Source organism: Ruminococcus sp. SR1/5, assembly GCF_000209835.1.
Classification (GTDB): domain Bacteria; phylum Bacillota; class Clostridia; order Lachnospirales; family Lachnospiraceae; genus Blautia_A; species Blautia_A fusiformis.
On the sequence record NC_021014.1, the window covers coordinates 580,479 to 595,538 of the forward strand.

Annotated in this window: 19 protein-coding genes and 1 pseudogene; all 20 read left to right on the forward strand. The window is 47.6% G+C overall.

What is annotated here, in order from left to right:
• The first annotated feature begins 15 nt into the window (after positions 1-15).
• The 20 genes and pseudogenes from CK1_RS02905 (at position 16) to CK1_RS02990 (ending at position 14,890) form a co-directional block, all read left to right on the forward strand.
• Positions 16-810 carry a DNA translocase FtsK 4TM domain-containing protein gene (locus CK1_RS02905; protein ID WP_015524827.1) on the forward strand — a complete coding sequence of 265 codons (795 nt, stop codon included), beginning with the start codon at positions 16-18 and terminating at the stop codon, positions 808-810.
• Positions 807-2,762: a DNA translocase FtsK gene (locus tag CK1_RS02910; RefSeq protein WP_306288706.1), complete on the forward strand. Its 1,956-nt coding sequence runs from the start codon at positions 807-809 to the stop codon at positions 2,760-2,762. The genes CK1_RS02905 and CK1_RS02910 overlap by 4 nt, the downstream gene beginning before the upstream one ends.
• Positions 2,759-3,238, forward strand: a complete 480-nt coding sequence (rlmH, locus tag CK1_RS02915; protein WP_015524828.1) for a 23S rRNA (pseudouridine(1915)-N(3))-methyltransferase RlmH — start codon at positions 2,759-2,761, stop codon at positions 3,236-3,238. Before CK1_RS02910 ends, rlmH begins: the two co-directional genes overlap by 4 nt.
• A 114-nt stretch (positions 3,239-3,352) precedes the next feature.
• A complete protein-coding gene (groES, locus tag CK1_RS02920; RefSeq protein WP_015524829.1) occupies positions 3,353-3,640 on the forward strand; it encodes a co-chaperone GroES in 288 nt (95 codons plus the stop codon).
• On the forward strand, positions 3,640-4,134 hold the full coding sequence (locus tag CK1_RS02925) for an MATE family efflux transporter (RefSeq protein ID WP_015524830.1): 495 nt from the start codon (positions 3,640-3,642) through the stop codon (positions 4,132-4,134). Before groES ends, CK1_RS02925 begins: the two co-directional genes overlap by 1 nt.
• Before the next feature lie 29 nt (positions 4,135-4,163).
• Entirely contained in the window at positions 4,164-4,397 is a 234-nt protein-coding gene (locus CK1_RS17910; protein WP_015524831.1) for a hypothetical protein, read from the forward strand.
• Positions 4,398-4,619: 222 nt separating this feature from the next.
• On the forward strand, positions 4,620-6,191 hold the full coding sequence (locus CK1_RS02930) for an ABC transporter substrate-binding protein (protein WP_015524832.1): 1,572 nt from the start codon (positions 4,620-4,622) through the stop codon (positions 6,189-6,191).
• 98 nt (positions 6,192-6,289) lie between these two features.
• The gene (locus CK1_RS02935) at positions 6,290-7,123 is read left to right on the forward strand and encodes an ABC transporter permease (RefSeq protein ID WP_306288707.1); all 834 of its coding nucleotides are present in this window, start codon (positions 6,290-6,292) and stop codon (positions 7,121-7,123) included.
• The gene (locus tag CK1_RS02940) at positions 7,113-7,241 is read left to right on the forward strand and encodes an ABC transporter permease subunit (RefSeq protein ID WP_015524833.1); all 129 of its coding nucleotides are present in this window, start codon (positions 7,113-7,115) and stop codon (positions 7,239-7,241) included. The genes CK1_RS02935 and CK1_RS02940 overlap by 11 nt, the downstream gene beginning before the upstream one ends.
• A 13-nt stretch (positions 7,242-7,254) precedes the next feature.
• Positions 7,255-8,088, forward strand: a complete 834-nt coding sequence (locus tag CK1_RS02945; RefSeq protein WP_015524834.1) for an ABC transporter permease — start codon at positions 7,255-7,257, stop codon at positions 8,086-8,088.
• Positions 8,089-8,103: 15 nt separating this feature from the next.
• Positions 8,104-8,721, forward strand: coding sequence for an ABC transporter ATP-binding protein (locus tag CK1_RS02950; protein ID WP_015524835.1), 618 nt, complete (start codon positions 8,104-8,106; stop codon positions 8,719-8,721).
• Positions 8,718-9,062, forward strand: coding sequence for an oligopeptide/dipeptide ABC transporter ATP-binding protein (locus tag CK1_RS02955; RefSeq protein WP_015524836.1), 345 nt, complete (start codon positions 8,718-8,720; stop codon positions 9,060-9,062). The genes CK1_RS02950 and CK1_RS02955 overlap by 4 nt, the downstream gene beginning before the upstream one ends.
• Positions 9,059-10,036, forward strand: a complete 978-nt coding sequence (locus tag CK1_RS02960) for an ABC transporter ATP-binding protein (RefSeq protein WP_015524837.1) — start codon at positions 9,059-9,061, stop codon at positions 10,034-10,036. The genes CK1_RS02955 and CK1_RS02960 overlap by 4 nt, the downstream gene beginning before the upstream one ends.
• Before the next feature lie 29 nt (positions 10,037-10,065).
• Entirely contained in the window at positions 10,066-11,334 is a 1,269-nt protein-coding gene (locus CK1_RS02965; protein ID WP_021650543.1) for an L-cysteine desulfidase family protein, read from the forward strand.
• 44 nt (positions 11,335-11,378) lie between these two features.
• Positions 11,379-11,737 (forward strand): annotated as a pseudogene (locus CK1_RS17915) (NYN domain-containing protein); the annotation flags it as partial.
• The gene (locus CK1_RS17920) at positions 11,738-12,169 is read left to right on the forward strand and encodes an OST-HTH/LOTUS domain-containing protein (RefSeq protein WP_353611211.1); all 432 of its coding nucleotides are present in this window, start codon (positions 11,738-11,740) and stop codon (positions 12,167-12,169) included.
• Positions 12,166-13,128, forward strand: coding sequence for a tRNA dihydrouridine synthase (locus CK1_RS02975; RefSeq protein WP_015524840.1), 963 nt, complete (start codon positions 12,166-12,168; stop codon positions 13,126-13,128). The genes CK1_RS17920 and CK1_RS02975 overlap by 4 nt, the downstream gene beginning before the upstream one ends.
• Entirely contained in the window at positions 13,125-13,670 is a 546-nt protein-coding gene (locus CK1_RS02980) for a DUF2284 domain-containing protein (protein WP_015524841.1), read from the forward strand. The genes CK1_RS02975 and CK1_RS02980 overlap by 4 nt, the downstream gene beginning before the upstream one ends.
• An 84-nt stretch (positions 13,671-13,754) precedes the next feature.
• Entirely contained in the window at positions 13,755-14,018 is a 264-nt protein-coding gene (locus CK1_RS02985; protein WP_015524842.1) for a YabP/YqfC family sporulation protein, read from the forward strand.
• The gene (locus CK1_RS02990) at positions 14,018-14,890 is read left to right on the forward strand and encodes a sporulation protein YqfD (protein WP_015524843.1); all 873 of its coding nucleotides are present in this window, start codon (positions 14,018-14,020) and stop codon (positions 14,888-14,890) included. Before CK1_RS02985 ends, CK1_RS02990 begins: the two co-directional genes overlap by 1 nt.
• Positions 14,891-15,060: the final 170 nt, after the last annotated feature.

Consider the following 15,060-nt stretch of genomic DNA (forward strand, 5'->3'; position numbering starts at 1 on the left):
GGGAGGAGTCTGACAATGGCAGCTTCAAAAACGACAAAAAAAAGAAAAAGAAAACCTGCGGCGAAGCAGCAGCCTGTCGGTAACCGCTTTCAGACAGAGATCTTGATCCTTGTGATGTTTGCGGCCTGCCTGATCCTGATGATCAGTGCATTTGGTATGGGAGGGATCGTAGGAAATGCCATCAGTGCCGTATGCTTTGGCATCATGGGACTTTGTGCATATATTTTCCCGATCCTGCTTTTTGCCGGAGTTACGTTCCTGATCGTGAACAATACCAACCGCCTTGCCTACAAAAAGGTACTGGCGGGCGTGGTATTTTTTGTGTTCCTCTGCGGCTTTCTTCAGCTGATCACAGAGGGCTATACGCCAAGTACCACGTTTTCGGATTATTATTCACTGAGTTCGGAATACCGTACCGGCGGTGGAGTATTCGGTGGTGCAGTATGTATTTCCACAGCATCCGCTTTTGGCGTTGTGGGCGGAACTGTGATCATCGTTCTGGTGCTTCTTGTGTCTCTCATCATCATAACACAGAGATCCTTCTTCGGATTTATGAATAAGATCTTGGACTTTTTTACAGATGCAGCAAGAGAGGGCAGAGAAGCTTATCTTGAGGGACAGCCGGACAGAGAAAAGCAGAAGGAGCTTCGCAGAAAGATCCGTGCGGAAAAAAGAGCGGAGAAGATCCGCCGGCTGGAAGAAGAGCTGGAGGAAGAAGAACTTGCCCTTACAGAGAAAGATCCGGAAAATATCTCAAAAAAACAAAAGAAAAAACAAGAAGATCGCAGAAAGAAAGACAGGCTGCGGTGAAGGCGAACCGGGAAGGAGAATTTAATCTTCCTTCTTTCCTTGATGAACAAAAGGCTGTACTTCCGGCAGATACAGATCTGACAGAAGAGGATCCAGGGCTTGATGAGAAACCGGAGGAGCATGCTCAGCCGCTGGAATTCCAGATCCACCGTTCACAGTCCCAGCCGGCCCGGGAAGAGTCGGAGGAGCCGGATTTCGAAAGAGAAATGCAGGAAGCCGAAGAGGAGGATGCTTATTCCGGCTACGAGGATGTAGATATTCCCGAGATGCAGCAGATCCTGCCGGCAAAGACAGCTGTAGCAGCAAAAGCTTCCCGGGAAACAGGAAAGGCAGCTGCTCCCGCTGAGATAAAGGAGGATCCTCAGCCGGAAGCTGAACAGAAAGCATCCCATCAGCCCTCCAGAAACCCGAAGTCATCTCAGACAGAGATCGAGCATGGGATCAGAAATATCCAGCATGAGATCAGCCAGGGAGAAGCTCCGGAGAAGAAACCATATCAGTATCCGCCGCTGAAGCTTCTGAAGCGCGGAGATGGCAGATCTCAGGGAGATTCCGATGCACATCTGCGCAAAACAGCGCAGAAGCTTCAGGAAACCCTGCATAATTTCGGTGTCAATGTAACCGTTACCAATGTGAGCTGCGGACCTACCGTTACTCGCTATGAGCTGCAGCCGGAAATGGGTGTGAAGGTCAGCAAGATCGTTGGTCTTTCCGATGATATCAAGCTGAATCTTGCTACACCGGATATCCGCATCGAAGCACCGATACCGGGAAAGGCAGCCGTGGGGATCGAGGTCCCGAACAAGGAGAACAGCCCGGTCATGCTGAGGGATCTTCTTCAGTCAGAGGAGTTTAAAAATGCAAAATCCAAGCTGTCCTTTGCAGCAGGTAAGGATATTGCCGGAAAACCGGTAGTGGCAGATATTGCCAAGATGCCGCATCTTCTTATCGCCGGAGCAACCGGCTCCGGAAAATCCGTCTGCATCAATACGCTGATCATCAGCATCCTTTATAAGGCTACACCGGATGAGGTGCGTCTGATCATGATCGATCCGAAGGTGGTGGAGCTCAGTGTATATAATGGGATCCCGCACCTGTTCATTCCGGTGGTCACAGATCCGAAGAAAGCGGCCGGTGCGCTGAACTGGGCTGTTTCCGAGATGACCAGTCGTTACAATGCCTTTGCGGAATATGGGGTACGTAATCTTGGAGAATATAACAAAAAGGTTGCCAATATGCGGGTCCCGGAGGGAGAAAAGGCACCTGAGAAGATGCCGCAGATCGTGATCATCGTGGACGAGCTTGCGGATCTTATGATGGTTGCGCCGGGAGAAGTTGAGGATGCGATCTGCCGTCTGGCCCAGCTGGCACGTGCAGCAGGTATCCATTTGATCATTGCTACCCAGAGGCCATCGGTCAATGTCATCACAGGTCTGATCAAGGCCAATATGCCGTCCAGGATCGCATTTTCCGTATCTTCCGGTGTGGATTCCAGAACGATCCTGGATATGAACGGTGCCGAGAAGCTTCTTGGCAAGGGCGATATGCTGTTTTATCCTCAGGGGTATCAGAAGCCGGCCAGACTGCAGGGTGCTTTTGTTTCAGATGAGGAGGTCAGTGCAGTCGTAGAATATGTTTCTGACAAAAACCAGGGTGCTGTTTATGATACCTCCATCGAGAAGCAGGTCAATACAGCCGGTGTCCCGGGAGGAGCCGGCGGCGGTGACAGAGATGTCTATTTTACAGAAGCCGGTAAATTTATCATTGAGAAGGAAAAGGCCTCCATCGGTATGCTCCAGCGTATGTTCAAGATCGGATTTAACCGTGCGGCAAGGATCATGGATCAGCTTTGTGACGCAGGAGTGGTAGGTCCGGAGGAAGGAACCAAGCCAAGGAAGGTTTTGATGTCAGCAGAAGAATTTGAGAATTATCTGGAGGAGAACGGCGGATGAAAATAAGTATCCTGACAGTAGGGAAGATCAAGGAAAAATATCTGCGGGATGCCATTGCGGAGTATTCCAAGCGCCTCGGGCGTTACTGCAAGCTGGAGATCATAGAAGTGTCCGACGAAAAAACACCGGATAATGCCAGCGAAACAGTAGAAGATGCCATTCGGAACAAGGAAGGGGAGCGTCTTCTTAAATATATCCGGGAGGATGCGTTTGTGATCACTCTGGAGATTGGAGGCGAACAGCTGACCTCTGAGAACTTCGCACGGAAGATCAACGAGCTGGGAATACGTGGGACCAGCCATATCCAGTTTGTGATCGGCGGCTCTATCGGTCTTGGAAAAGAAGTACTGAAGAGATCAGACTATGCTTTAAGCTTTTCGAAGATGACATTTCCTCATCAGCTGATGCGTGTGATCCTTCTGGAACAGATCTACCGTAGCTATCGTATCATCAGCGGAGAGCCCTATCATAAATAATATCATACTACATATCTGCAAATATCTTGACAATTTTCGGATATGTAGTATGATAAAAAAGAGTAGCACTCGGAGCTTAAGAGTGCTAATAATCACAGAAAGAAGGAAATGAATATGGCATTAAAACCAGTTGCAGACAGAGTTATCGTAAAATATTTTGAGACAGAAGACAAAACCGCATCCGGCATCGTACTTCCGGAAAGCTCCAAGGAGAAAACCCAGCAGGCAGAGGTTATCGCAGTAGGTGGCGGTAAGGTCGTAGACGGTAAAGAAGTACCGGTACAGGTAAAGCCGGGCGACCGTGTGATCTACGGAAAATACACAGGAACCGAGATCAAATATGAGGGTGAGAAATATCTGGTGATCAACGCTGATGATATTATTGCCATCGTAAAAGACTGATGAAGAATTTTTATCGTAATTTTCTGAAATTATGCTCCATGCTGGTGCTGCAGAATGTAGTGACCTTAAGTGTCAATCTTGCGGACAACATTATGCTTGGAGCCTTCAGCGAAACTGCATTATCCGGTGTGACCACCGTAAATCAGGTACAGTTCGTCTTTCAGCAGCTACTTATGGCGCTGGGAGACGGACTTGTCATATTCGGAAGTCAGTACTGGGGAAAGAAAGAGACAGAGCCGGTAAGGAAGATCGGTGCCTGGGCCATGCGCACAGGCTTTTTTATTGCCCTTATGCTGTTTATCCTGGCCAGCCTTTTTCTAACACAGCTGCTGGGGCTTTTTACAACAGACCAGACGATTATCGAAGGCGGTCTTTCCTATCTGGCGATCATCCGGTTTACTTACTTTTTCTTTGCGGTGACGCAGATCCTGCTTGCTACACTGCGCTGTGTGGAAATTGCAGGGGTTGCCTTCGGGCTTTCGGTAATGACTTAAGTGTAGTAATGGTAGGAATGTCCTATCAGATGCCGACAAACGGTGGTATCATCCGGGGAAGCGGAAGCATTGCCTATTCCATGAAGGTGGACCTGATCAGTACCTGGGGGATCGTGATCCCTCTGTCCATGTTTATGGCATTTGTGGTTAAGGCATCTCCGGCAGTGGTGGTATGCTGCCTGAATGCAGATCAGATCTTTAAATGTGTGCCTGCATTTTTGAAGTGCAATTACGGACACTGGATCAAAAATATGACGAATTAAGGAAATATATATAGATCAGAGGCAAGATACAGAAAATTTATCTTGACGCCTGTGTGATCTGTATGTAGAATAAATACAAGCTTTAACGAAATGCAGTAAAAAAATCTCTGAAGAGCCAGGGACAGCTTGACAAAGGTAATATGGTATAGTATTATTTTACCTATATCATATTAAACTGGTGGGAAAAGAGGAATACTCACTGAAACACAGGAGGAACAGGAAATGAGAAAAAAAGTACTGGCAGCGCTTCTGGTAGCTGCAGTGGCAGGAACAACTGTTATGTCAGGAATGACTGCTTTTGCAGCAGAAACAGAAGGAACCAAGGCGGAAGGCGGAAATATTACCATTGCAGAAACAGCAGATCCGCAGAACATCAATCCGCTTTATGTTGTGGATCAGACAAGCTTCGATATGATGCAGGCACTGTACAGCCCGTTTTTTGAGATCGTGAACGGAGAGATGTATTACGGAAACGGACTTTGCGAAAGTGTAACAGCCAATGATGATGCCAGCGAATTCACACTGAAGCTCAAAGACGGACTGAAATGGCATGACGGTCAGCCGATCACAGCCGATGATGTGGTATTCACCATGCAGGTGCTGGTAGATGAGAAGCAGAATGTTCCGTATTCTTCTTACGGATACGTTAATGACAAGGCAGTAGAGGCAGAGAAGGTTGATGACCTTACAGTCAAGATTTCCCTTGGATCATCTTCCGCAGGATTTCTTGGCGGACTGAGCCAGGTTTACTGTATTCCGAAGCATATTTATGACGGCGTGGAGAATATCGGAGAAAGTGATCTCAACAATGAACCGGTGGGAAGTGGTCCTTTTAAGTTCGAGGAATACAAATCCGGAGAGTATTATAAAGTAACAAAATTCGATGACTATTTTGATGATGTAAATCTGGATTCCATCACCTTCAAGATCGTAAAGGATTCCAGCTCCGCCAATGCGGCACTTGCAAGCGGAGATCTGGATGCACGTTTGATCAGCGCAGATGATTACGATACCGTCAGTGCTTACGATAACGTAAACATCAATACCTATAATTCCGGACGTGTCAACGCCATGTTCATGAATGAGCTGAACGAAGATCTTCAGGATGTAAAGGTACGTCAGGCGATCGCATACGCACTGAATAAAGAGGAGTTCTGTCAGTTTGCTTTCCTTTCCGAGGATTATGCAGAGCCTGCAGATTCTATTTTCACACCGGATACACTCTACTATACAAAACCGGACAATACCTACGACAATGATCCGGCTAAAGCACAGGAGCTCCTTTCCGAAGCAGGAAAGACAAGTCTTTCTCTGAACCTGATGTATATCTCCACAGATAAGACAATGGAGAGTGAAGCTCTGTATGTACAGTCTGCCCTTGCCAATGTAGGAATCACCATCAATCTTCTTCCTACAGATGAGTCTACCTTCAAGAATAAGACAAAGGATACGGAGTGCACAGATTATGATCTGGTACTGAGCTTCTACACTCTGGGAGAAGAGCCGAGCCTTTATGCAGACATGAGTTCTTCCGTCAGCCGTTCCAACTATTCCAGGATCAAGGATACAGATCTGGATGCATTGTGGGAAGAGGGCAACAGTACTGCAGATGAGACAAAACGTGGCGAGATTTATAAGGAGATCCAGAATACGATCAATGATAACATGTATATCTATCCGATCGCTTATTCCAATGGTTTCTATGCGGTAAGTAAAGATTTCGGAGGCTTTGATGAATGTCTGTTAAAAACTATTTATTATGATTATTCCAAGATCTACACATTGGAGAAATAAATAATTTTATAGCGGATGAATACCGGAAACAGAAAGAGGCTGACGCGTTTTTGCGCCAGCCGATTTCCTGTTTTCGGGGAAAATAAAGGAGGTACATTTTGAAGAAGATCGTAAACCGTCTGATACAGTGTATTCTGACACTGTTTATTGTCTCTGTTCTCTGCTTTGCACTGACAAAAGCAGCGCCCGGAGATCCTGTCCTGACTTATGTGGAACCAAATATGAGTGAAGAATATATCCAGAACCTGAGAGAAAGCCTGGGACTTACAAAGCCTGTCTATGAGCAGTACTTTCTGTGGCTGGGAAGGATCCTTCACGGGAATTTCGGAAATTCCCTGATGAATAACCGACCGGTCCTGACACAGATGCTGGAGAGGCTTCCCGCAACCGTGATCCTAATGGGAACCAGCATGCTGCTTGGTTTTCTCATTGCCATTGTACTAGGCCTGTATTCCGGAAAGAATAAAAATGGTGTTCTGGATAAGATCACCAGCATGTTCTGTTATGTAGGTATCTCCATTCCTACGTTCTGGTTCGGTATCATGCTGATCTATCTCTTCAGTGTGCATCTCCATATCCTGCCAAGTATCGGTATGCATTCAGACGGCAACCGTTCCTTAGGAGATCTGATCCTGCATATGGTCATGCCCTGCGCAGTTCTGACCTTTGCAAATGCGTCACAGTACATCCGGTATTTAAGAAGCAGTACCATTACGGAAATGTCCTCCGATTATGTTATGGTGCAGAAGGCTTACGGAATGAAAGAGTCTGGAATCCTTTTCCGGCATGTACTGAAAAATGCCATGCTTCCTATGATCACAGTTCTCGGAATGAGCCTGCAGTCTCTGGTTTCCGGTGCCATTATCACCGAGCAGGTTTTTTGCATGGCCGGGAATCGGTCAGCTGGCAGTGACCGCTGTTATGCAGTATGATTATCCCCTGATCATGGGAATCACCATGTTCACCGCGCTTCTCGTGGTGCTCGGAAATCTTCTGGCAGATATCCTGTATGCTGTCTTTGATCCGAGGATCCGCAAAGCAGGATGTTAGGAGGTAAAGGGACATGAGAGAAAATATCTGGAAAAATATCAAACTTGGTTTTAAGACAAATAAACTTGCAGTGGCAGGTGCAGCAGCGATCATCCTGCTGGCACTGATCTCCATTTTTGCCTTTTTGTATCCGGTAGATCCCAATGCCATCAGCGCCACAGAGAGATTGAATGCTCCTTCCATGGCGCATCTTTTCGGTACGGATGATATGGGACGGGATTATCTGGCTCGTTGTATTTACGGAGGAAGAGCATCCCTTCTGGTGGGCTTCCTTTCCATGGTGCTTTCTACAGCCCTTGGTGTGATCATCGGTTCCATCAGCGGTTTTGTGGGAGGAACGGTGGATGCAGTGCTGATGCGTCTGGTGGATGCACTGATGAGCCTTCCGACATTCCTGATCATGATCGTTATGAATGCCTTCCTGAAACCGGGACTTCAGAACATTGTCCTGATCATCGGCTTTCTGACCTGGATGAACATTGCCAGGATCGTCCGTGGCGAGACCATTTCCCTGAACGAGAGAGAGTATGTCATCTATGCAAAGATCTCCGGACAGAAGAAATTCTCCACCATTGTACATCATATCCTGCCTAACATCATGCCTACCATTATCGTGGCTGCAACCATGAACATTGCCAATGCCATCCTGATGGAATCTGCACTGAGCTTTTTCGGCCTGGGTATCCAGCCGCCTACGGCTTCCTGGGGAAGTATGCTGAGCAATGCACAGCGCTATATCCAGCAGGCACCGTATCTGGCTATTTTCCCCGGAATCCTGATCCTGATCACGGTCGTCAGCTTCAATTATCTGGGAGAAGTATTAAGAAAAGTATTCGAGCCCAAGTAAGGAGGACATTTACATATGGAAAAATTACTGGAAGTAAAAGATCTGAAGGTGTCTTTCTTTACAGACCTTGGAGAGACACAGGCAGTAAAAGGTGCAGGCTTTGCCATCGGTGAGGGGGATTTTTTCGGGATCGTAGGAGAGTCCGGAAGCGGAAAGAGCGTAACCACCAAATCCATTCTCCGTCTCGGACCATCCAACTGTAAGATCATGGGTGGTGAGATCCTGTTCCGGGGAGAAGATATCCTGAAGAAAAATGAAGCAGAGCTCCGTGAGATCCGCGGTGGTGAGATCGCCATGATCTTTCAGGATTCTCTTTCCGCACTGAATCCGGTTTACACTGTTGGTAATAAGATGGTAGAGCTGATCCGGCGCCATACCAATATGAACAAAAAAGAAGCAAAGGCCCGGGTGCTGGAGCTTCTCACAGCCGTTGGCATCACAGACCCGGAAAAGGCTATGAACAGCTATCCCCACGAGCTTTCCGGCGGTATGCGCCAGCGTGTGATGATCGCCATGGCCATGAGCAGTGACCCGAAGATCCTGATCGCAGATGAGCCCACCACAGCCCTGGACGTTACGATCCAGGCGCAGATCCTTCATCTGCTTCTGGAACTTCAGAAAAAAACAATATGAGCATCATCCTGATCACCCATGATCTGGGCGTTGTAGCGCAGACCTGTAAACGGGTAGCTGTCATGTGTGGTGGCTACGTGGTGGAAGAAGGAACTGTAGAAGAAATTTTTCTTCATCCGGGACATCCCTATACACAGGCACTGATCGCAAGCATGCCGCGGGTGGGAGGTACCTTTGAACAGTTTCTGGAGAGAGATCTTTCGGACGGAAACGGTGATCTGTGTCCCTTCCTGAATCGTTGTAAATATGCGGACAAAACCTGTGAAGCCTGTCTTCCGAAATATTATGAGGCTTCAGAGGGACACAGGATATTCTGTCACAGAAGGGAGGAGAAGAGATGAGCAAGCCCTTAATTGAAGTAAAAGATCTGAAAGTATATTTTAAACAGAAATCTCCGAAGATTCTGTCCTTTAAGCCGGGCATACTGAAGGCTGTGGATCAGGTAAGCTTTTCGATTGAAAAGGGGAAAACCTTCGGTCTGGTAGGAGAATCCGGAAGCGGAAAATCTACCATCGGAAAGGCAATCCTACGTTATCATAAACCCACAGGCGGTGAGATTTTTTATGAAGGAACAGAGATCGGAGCCATGGGGGAAAAAGAACTGCTTCCATACCGCAAAAAAATGCAGTCCGTTTTTCAGGATCCCTATTCCTCTCTGGACCCAAGCCATACAGTGCAGGATATCATCTGTGAGCCTATGGCAATCCATAAAATGTACACTCCAAAGGAACGTAAGGAGCGTGCAAAAGAACTGATCCGCGTGGTTGGCCTCAAAGAGCAGGATCTTCTGAAGTATCCTCATGAGTTTTCCGGCGGACAGCGTCAGAGGATTTCCATTGCAAGAGCACTTTCCGTACAGCCGGAATTTGTAGTCTGCGATGAGCCCATTTCTGCACTGGATGTTTCTCTGCAGGCCCAGATCGTCCAGATGCTTCAGGATCTTCAGGAAAAATACGGGCTGACCTATCTGTTCATCAGCCATCAGCTGCAGGTGGTCCAGAAGATCTGTGATGAGATCGGGGTGCTTTATCTTGGAAATCTCATGGAGATCGCAGATGCAGATAAGCTCTATTCCAATCCGCTGCATCCTTATACAAAAATGCTGATCTCCTCGATTCCGGTTCCGGACCCGAGAGTCAAAACTCTGGATCAGATCGTTACGGATACCGGAGTACAGTCCAGATCTATCGGGGGCTGTCGCTTCCATAACCGCTGTCCGTGGTGTGAGGAACGCTGCAGGCAGGAAACCCCGGCACTTCGTCAGGTGGAGCCGGGACATATGGTAGCATGTCATAAATATCAGGAAAAGAAATAATCATAAAATACGGGAAGGTAAATAAAAAAGTGGACAAAAATATATATAAAAACTATCTGGCGATCCTCCGTGAGGAGATGATCCCGGCTATGGGATGCACAGAACCGATCGCTCTGGCCTATGGTGCGGCAAGAGCAAGAGAGATCCTTGGGAAAGAGCCGGAGCGTATCGTAGCAAAATGTTCCGGAAATATCATCAAAAATGTGCGTTGTGTGATCATTCCCAATTCAGGAGGCTTAAAGGGGATTCCTGCAGGTGTGATCCTTGGGGCGGTGGCAGGAGATGCCTCACTGAATATGGAAGTTCTTTCCAAAGTCGATGAAAAGGGCAGGGCACGCTGCAGGGAACTTCTGGAGGCAGATATCTGTAAGGTGGAGCTTCTGGACACGCCGGTAGTCCTTCACATTATCATCGAAATGTATGCCGGTGAAGATGCCGTCAGCCTGGAGATCAAATACGACCATATCAACGTGACCAGGATCAGCAAAAACGGAGAGATCCTCCTTGATGCAGATAAAGCAGTGGAAGAAAAGGAAGAGACGGACCGTGGCCTGTTAAATCTGGAGGATATTCGGGAATTTGCAGATACCGTAGAGCTTTCCGATGTAAAGGAGCTTCTGGATGCGCAGATCAGAAGCAACATGGCCATTGCTCATGAGGGAATGACCGGAAAATACGGCCTGGGTATCGGGCGCGTGATCCGTGAAAATTATTCTCACGATATGCTCACTAGAATGAGAAGTCTTACTGCAGCGGCTTCTGAGGCACGTATGGGTGGCTGTGATATGCCGGTTGTCATCAATTCCGGAAGCGGAAATCAGGGAATTGCATGCTCTGTTCCGCTGATTGTCTATGCAAGAGAGATGGAGCTGCCGGATTACAGCCTCTACAGGGCTCTGGTGTTTTCCAATCTCCTCACAGTTTATCAGAAGCAATATATAGGGAAGCTGTCTGCCTTCTGCGGTGCGGTATCGGCCTCCTGTGCAGCCGGAGCTGCCATTACCTATATGGTAGGCGGAGATATTTCCCTGATCAAAAAAACGATCGAGAATACCCTCGCCAATATTCCGGGAATCATCTGTGATGGGGCCAAGATCTCCTGTGCTGCCAAGATCGCAGCCTGTCTTGACGCAGCCTTTCTGGCGCATCATCTTGCCATGAACGGGCAGTCTTATGCACCTTATACAGGAATTCTCCAGGAAGAAACCGCAGAGACCATCAGCTGTGTGGGACAGATCGGAAAAGACGGTATGAAGGAAACAGACAGAGAGATCCTCAAGATCATGCTGGAGCATTGATCCGCATCGGAGACGGCACAGATTAAACAGAAAAGGTTGGATTTATGGACAACGAATTAAGAATTGCAATACTGATCGATGCAGATAATGTATCAGACAAATACATCAAGATCATCGTGGATGAAGTGGCAAACATCGGCATAGCCACCTACAAACGGATCTATGGAGACTGGACCAGTGCACGGCTTTCCTCCTGGAAAAAGGTTCTCCTGGAGGATTCCATCATCCCTATCCAGCAGTACAGCTATACCACCGGAAAAACGCCACCGATTCGGCGATGATCATTGATGCCATGGATATTCTGTATTCCGGAAATGTGGATGGATATTGTATCGTTTCTTCGGACAGTGATTTCACCCGTCTGGCAGCAAGGCTCCGGGAATCCGGAATGCTGGTCCTGGGTATGGGTGAGGAGAAGACGCCGAAGCCGTTTATTTCCGCATGCAACCAGTTTAAATATCTGGATCTTCTCTACCGCAACCAGCAGGAGGAAGAGAAGAAGGAAGATCTGGCTACTGCAGCAGAAGCTAAAAAATCCGGAAACAGCAGTAAACAGAGCAGCTCCGGCTCCAGGAAGAACAAAGATCTCAAGCGGGTGCGCAAGGCCATTAATGCCATCATCGAGAAATTTTCTGACGAAGAGGGATGGCTTTCCTCCGGACAGCTGGGCGACCAGCTTGGGAAACGACTTCCGGATTTTGATGTGCGTAATTACGGATATTCCAAGCTGACCCCCTTTATCAAATCTCTGGGAAATTATGAGACAGGCAGGATCCCCACAGGAAGCGGAGGGAGAAAGCAGATCTATTTCCGGATGAAGGAGGATAAACAATGAAGAATTATCTGGCACCTATGGAGGGCGTAACCAACTGGGTTTACCGGAATGCATATCATGACTGTTTTTATCCCATGGATAAATACTTTACTCCCTTCATCACTGCCAAGCCCAATAAACGTCTCAGCAGCAAGGAGATCAAAGAGGTATCACCGGAAACCAACGGAGATCTTCCGGTGATCCCCCAGATCCTGACCAACAATGCGGAGGATTTTGTGAAAACAGCCCATATCTTCCGGGATGAATACGGACACAGGGAAGTAAATCTCAATCTGGGATGCCCCTCGGGAACTGTCACAGCCAAGGGAAAGGGTGCCGGTTTCCTGGGCGAGCCGGATAAGCTGGAACGTTTTCTGGATGAGATCTTCGAAAAGACCGGGATGGAGATCTCCATAAAAACAAGAGTGGGAACGGATTATGAGGAAGACTGGGAACGGCTTCTTGAGATCTACGGCAGATATCCGCTGAAGGAGCTGATCATCCATCCACGCCTTCTGAAGGATCATTATAAGGGGATTCCCAGATATGGACTGTATGAGGAGGCAAGGGAAAAGCTGAAGGTTCCTCTGGGATATAACGGGGATATTTTTTCGGTGGAGGCTTATCAGGAAATCCGGGAGAAATTTCCGGATGCAGACAGCGTCATGTACGGAAGAGGCCTGATCGCAAGGCCCTATCTTCTGGATGCCATTATGCAAAAAGAAGACGGAGAGGATCACCGGGAAGAATACCGAAAAAAGCTGCGGCAGTTCCATGACCGTCTTTACCGGGATTATCAGCGATATCTTTCGGGAGAACGAAATGTACTTTTCCGCATGAAGGAATTGTGGAGTTATATGGCACCGGGCTTTACCAATTATGCCAGATATCTGAAAAAGATCAAAAAATCCCAGCATTTTGGTGACTATGAGGCAGCAGTTATGAGCCTTTTTGGAGAACAGGAGATCTTAAAGGTATGAACAGTATAAAAGAAAAATTTGATGAGTTTATTTCCCAGTATCCCATTTTTGAGTATCGTGTGCTGGATACCGGGGATATTAAAGTACAGTCACGTGTGCGTACGATCTGTAAACAGGAATGTGAACGTTATGGGAGCACATGGGCCTGTCCTCCGGCAGTGGGAGAGCTGTCAGAATGCGAAAAGAAGATCCGGAGCTATCCGAAAGCAGTTTTCTTTTCCAGCGTTGCGGAGGTATCGGATATCATGAACATGAAGGAGATGCTTTCCACAAGAATGGAACACGAAGCGCTTACAGAGAAGGTACGTGATTTTCTGGAGGGAGAGGGCTATGAGACCTTTACGCTTTCCACGGAATCCTGTGACTTCTGTGAACGCTGTGCCTATCTGGACGGAAAACCATGCCGTTTTCCGGAGCATATGCATCCATGTCTGGAAAGCTATGGCGTGGTAGTCAGTGAGATCGTAGAAAAGGAAGCTATGGAATATAATCTGGGTGGAAATACCATTCTCTGGTTTTCCATGGTGCTGATCCGCAGATAAAAGACAAAAAGCAGATACAGTGAAAGATACATATGAAGAAATCCTCCGGCATAGATTAATGATAAAAGCCGGAGGATTTTTTTAATGAGAAAAATGTCAGCTTTTCTGGAGCTTCCCGGGGAACCGGCATTTCGGGAGGTGCAGGTGATACTTACGGGAAAACGCCGGGCAGTGATCGAAAATTACCGGAATATCCAGAGCTATACAAGGGAGGAGATCCTGATACTGACACCTTCCGGCAGACTTGTGATCCGTGGGAAAAACCTTGTGATTCCCTGCTACACAACCCTTGAACTATGTATCCGCGGGCAGATCGAAAGCATTATGCTGGAGGAGGGAAATAAGTAATGGTCCCAGGTTTTGTGCGGGTTTCTGTTAAGGGGCAGCAGTGCCAGCGGTTTGTGAATCTGTGCAGAGGCAGGGAAATGGATCTGAAAAGGATCATCCGTACCGGTGAGACGGAGCTTCAGCTGACTATGAAGGTAGCGGATTTTCTGCAGATCTCGCCACTGCGGAGAAAAACAGGGGTACATATCCACATCCTGAAAAAAAGAGGACCTTTGTTTTTTCTGCTTTTCTGTAAAAGAAGAAAAATGATCCCCGCAGGATTTCTGGCAGTTTGCTGCCTCCTTTTTTTTCTGTCAGGCAGAGTGTGGAACGTTGAAATTCGGGGAAATATTTTAAATCCCACACCCCAGCTGATGAGCTTTCTGAAAGAGCAGGGGGTCTGTTTCGGAGTATCCAGAAAGAAGATCAGCTGCAGTGCACTTGCAGCTTCCCTGCGAAGAGAATTTCCGGAGATCACCTGGGTGTCTGCCGGATTTTCGGGAACGGGCCTGCGTTTTGAGATCCGGGAGGGAACTGCCGGAGAAAAAGCAGAGCCGGAAGAAAGATTCTGCAGTCTGTTTTCAACACTGGACGGTGTGATCGATTCCATGGTCACACGGCAGGGAACTCCTCTTGTCAGGGCTGGGGATGAAATAAAAAAGGCCAGGAACTGGTTTCCGGGATCGTGGACATCACCGATGACAGTCAGGAGGTTATCCGCTATGCATATGTTCAGGCAGATGCGGATATTTACATCCGACATACCATTGCCTATTACGATACCTTTCCGTTGGATATGGAGAAAAAGGTGTGGTCCGATAAAAAGAAAACAAGGTTTTTTTTCAGCTGGGAAACTGGTTTCTGGACTTTTCCTCTCCTCTGAAACAAAATGAGGAACGTCTCGTCAGTCGGGAACCTCTTTTCAGTATCGGGATTTTTCGTTCTCCTGTTACCCTGGGGATCGCTGCGATCGGGAAGTACGAAGTACAGAAAGAGCAGCTGACAGAGGATGCCGCAAAAAAAACAGGCCATACAAAGGCTTTATGCCTATGAAGAAAAATTA